The 3,509-nt window shown below is 71.3% G+C and carries 4 protein-coding genes; 1 reads left to right on the top strand and 3 read right to left on the bottom strand.

Annotated features, from left to right (window positions below; genetic code table 11):
* Positions 1–1,341, top strand: a 1,341-nt coding sequence (locus RWR81_RS12925) for an FtsX-like permease family protein (RefSeq protein WP_314458128.1), incomplete at its 5' end; no start/stop codon positions are given.
* 148 nt (positions 1,342–1,489) lie between these two features.
* Here RWR81_RS12925 and RWR81_RS12920 read toward each other — a convergent pair.
* From RWR81_RS12920 to RWR81_RS12910, 3 genes are all read right to left on the bottom strand, one after another.
* Positions 1,490–2,398, bottom strand: coding sequence for an alpha/beta hydrolase (locus tag RWR81_RS12920; protein ID WP_314458127.1), 909 nt, complete (start codon positions 2,396–2,398; stop codon positions 1,490–1,492).
* A gap of 168 nt (positions 2,399–2,566) precedes the next feature.
* Positions 2,567–2,890 (bottom strand): AzlD domain-containing protein, encoded by a 324-nt coding sequence (locus RWR81_RS12915; protein WP_314458126.1) that lies wholly within the window; start codon positions 2,888–2,890, stop codon positions 2,567–2,569.
* On the bottom strand, positions 2,890–3,509 hold a 620-nt coding region (locus RWR81_RS12910), incomplete at its 5' end, for an AzlC family ABC transporter permease (protein ID WP_314458125.1). The genes RWR81_RS12915 and RWR81_RS12910, both read right to left, overlap by 1 nt.

Genomic DNA, 3,509 nt, shown 5'->3' with positions numbered 1-3,509 from the left:
TGGCTGTGGTCGCTGCTCGTCGCCACGGTCGGCGGCGCCATCATCGGCGTCATCATCACCGCCTGGTATAGCGCCCTGAGCTGGGCGCAGTCCCAGGGATCGGCGGAGCTCACCAACGCCTCCCACATCATCGGCTCCAACCTCGTGTCCTACGCGGGGCTGGCCACCGCTGTCATCCTGTCCACGACGCTGGGACTCACCGTCTCGGCCCAGCAGCGCTCGCACGCGCTATGGAAGGTCCTGGGCATCCCCGGCAGCCGCATCCGCCGCATCATCCTGGGGCAGGTCGGGGTGGTCGGGCTGCTCGGAGGAGCTCTCGGGGCGGTGGCCTCGCTGCCGCTGACCCGCGTCTACCTACTCACCTGGCGGGAGTTCAGAGGCTTCCCGGACGACCTGCCGGTGGTCATGCCGGGCTTCGGGGTGCCGCTGGCCATCGCTGCGACAACGCTCTTCTGCGTCCTGGGCGGGATGGGGCCGGCCCGGCGGGCGGCGTCGGTCCCCGAGATGCAGGCGCTGCGGGAATCCACGGCTCCGCAGACCCGGACCCGGTGGTGGCAGTGGGGGACCGCCCTCATGCTGCTCTTCCCCGTGGTCATCATGTCCATCCTCATCAACCTGCCCCTCAGCCCCGAGGAGCTGGCGGCGCTGGACCTGGAGGACATGCCTCGACAGGCCGGGGAACGCGCTACGATCGGCGGAGGCATGGGGATCATCGCCGCGATCGCGGCCCTGTGCGTGCCGAACTGGACTCTGCGGCCGCTGCTGACCGGGTGGACCGCGCTCATCCCGGGTCGCAGCCCCGCCTGGTTCGCCGCTCGCGCCAATGCCCGCCACCGCGCCTCTGTGTCGATGACGACGATCGTTCCCTTCGCCCTTGCCGTGGCCATGACCGGCACCGCCTACGCCGCCGTCGGCGCCGGGCAGGCCGTCGGTGCGCAGGGTTCGGTCAACGGGTTCCTCACCATCGGGGTGCCGATCTTCCTCATCGCCGGGGTCGGCGGGATCGCCAACATCGCCATGGTGGGGCGGGCCCGGCGCCAGGAGGGCGCGTTGCTGGGAGTCGTTGGGGCGCGGACCAGGACAGTGCTGGCCTCCACCGCGCTGGAGGGAGTCATTTACGCCGGCACCGGTATCCTCTTCGGGCTGGCGGCCACTGCCTTCAGTGCCGTCAACGCCGCGTTGTACTCCGGAGGCGGGATGACGGTCCTGTCCTCCTCGATCCCGGTGGGGTTGCTGGTGCTCGTCAGCGGGATCTCGCTGGTGCTGGCGGTGGCGACCACCTGGCTGCCCGCGCAGCTCGACCGCCGGCCCCTCATGGACAACCTGCGCCAGCCGGTGTGAGCCGGCGCCGCTCGTCGCCTGGAAGTCGGACGACGGCATCGAGCTGACCGCACCGCACCTGTCGAGCCGAGCATTATTCCGCGTAGCCCTACAGAAAAGTCGTAGGGCATACGCGGAATAATGCTCGGCTCGAGGCGTGAAGAGGAGATCAGGAGGAGGCAGCTGGGGAGACGTCGGCCAGGAAGGGCAGCAGGGCCCGGACGAGCTCGGCCGGGGTCTCCTCCTGCGGTAAGTGGCCGCAGCGGCGGATCGTCACCTGGCGCAGGACGCCGGTCACGTGGTGGGTGTCGCGCGCGTAGGCCTGGGCGGGCTGGACGGGGTCGATCTCGCCCTGGATCGACAGAACGGGCACCGTCACCGGCCGCTCCAGCGCCGCCGTCTCCGCACGGGACAGCACGAGGTTGCGCATCGGCTCCAGGGCGGTGCGGGCGGCGCCGGGGCGGGACAGGAGCTCGGCGTAGTAAGAGGCCTCCTCGGCCACCGCCTCCCGGGTGTGCGGTCCGGCCCAGGAACGCAGCAGCCCCTCCAGGGCGCCGCGGTTGCGCAGACGCCGCTCTGCCAGAACCGGGACCTGAAAGCTCGCGTACTGCAGCGCCGACCCCGACAGCGCCCGATTCCACAGCGACCGCAGCGCCAAGGGGTGGGGGGCGCCCACCGGAACCATCGCCGTCGTCAGGCCCGGTGCCACGTGCGGCAGTGCCCAGGCGATCTGGCCGCCGAGTCCGGCGCCGATGACCACGGCCCGCTCGTGGCCCAGGGAGCGGACCACGGCGGCGAGGTCCTGGGCCAGCGTCACCATGTCGTAGCCCGATGGCGGCCGGTCCGAGCCGCCGAAGCCGCGCAGATCGAGGGCCGCCACGCGGTGCCCGGCCTGCGCGAGGGCGGGGATGACGTGGCGCCAGGTCCACCAGCACTCGGGGAAGCCGTGGACCAGGAGGGTCAGGGGCCCGCTGCCGCTCGGGGACTCGGGTCCCGCCAGTGCGACATGGAAACGGGTGCCGCGGGCAGTGAGGTCGCGGTGCATCCAGGGGCCGGGGCGATTGACGTCGACAGGCACGGTCGCAGCCTACTGGCCGGCGCGCCGCCACGCCCGCGGGGCCCTCGTCACCGTTGGGGAGATGCCGCCCTGCCTTGCCGCGGGCGGGGGCTTTCTGCGCGGCCGGGTGCATCCTCGAACGGACGGGGACCCTCCACGCGTTTGGGGACAGACATCCTGCCGGTGGGGTCAGGTCAGCAGGAGGCTGAGGATGACGTAGACGCCGGTGCCACTGATGAGCGATGGCCCGATCGAGCGCCGCCACAGGTGCAGTCCCGCTGTCGTCCCGATCCCGCCGGCCGCCGGCAGCCAGGTCGACGGTGTCATGCTCACCCCGCCGAGCGTGTAGGCCACCAGGACGATCATGACGCCCAGAGGCATCGCCCGGGACAGGAAGCCCAGCAACGCGTTGTTCCTGCGTCCGCGCAGCAGTACGAAGGGGGCGATCCGGCAGACGAAGGTGATGGCGGCGACGAGCCCGACGGCGATCGTGATCTGCGGATTGGTGAGCATCAGGCGGCCGTCCCCCGCTCCGACATCGGCTCAGGAGACTCGGGGCGGTGGCCGCGGCCGCGCCAGGCGTACAGACCCACCAGGCCGACGGCGAGGACGACCAGGGCACTCAGCAGCGCGGCCGAGCCGCCCACCGCCAGGCCGATGCCGCCGGCCACCAGCCCCAGGCACAGCACCCCGATATCGGGGTGGTTGCGCCAGTTCTCAATGGCCAGGACCACGAACAGGGCCGTGAGCACGAAACTGAGCAGCTCGATGCGCTCGCCCACCAGGGAGACCAGCGCCGTCCCGGTCAGTGCGCCGACGGTGGTGCCCGCCACCCATGAGGAGTGGCTGATCACCTCGACGGACACCAGGTAACGCCCGCTCATGGTTCTCCGGTCGCGCGCTGCCAGCAGCGCATAGACCTCGTCAGTGATGGCGTGGACGGCGTAGAGACGGATGAGCAGTCCGCCGCGCACCCGGTCCAGGGGGAAACCCAGGCCGTAGAAGACGTGCCGGCCCGAGACGAAGCCGGTGGACAGGGCGATGGTCGCCAGTGACTCGCCGCCTCCGGCCAGTGGTACCAGCAGCATCTGCATGGTTCCGGAGTAGATGACCAGGCTCCACACCGGCGCCC

The sequence above is a fragment of the uncultured Actinomyces sp. genome, assembly GCF_963526355.1.
Lineage (GTDB): Bacteria > Actinomycetota > Actinomycetes > Actinomycetales > Actinomycetaceae > Actinomyces.
The sequence above is the reverse complement of the archived record's forward strand: the minus strand, read 5'-3'. Positions and strand labels throughout refer to the sequence as shown.

What these genes read in the sequence shown, in the direction of transcription:
- RWR81_RS12915 (WP_314458126.1), bottom strand. Translation starts at nt 2,890, where the DNA reads ATGCTCACCAATCCGCAGATCACGATCGCCGTCGGGCTCGTCGCCGCC.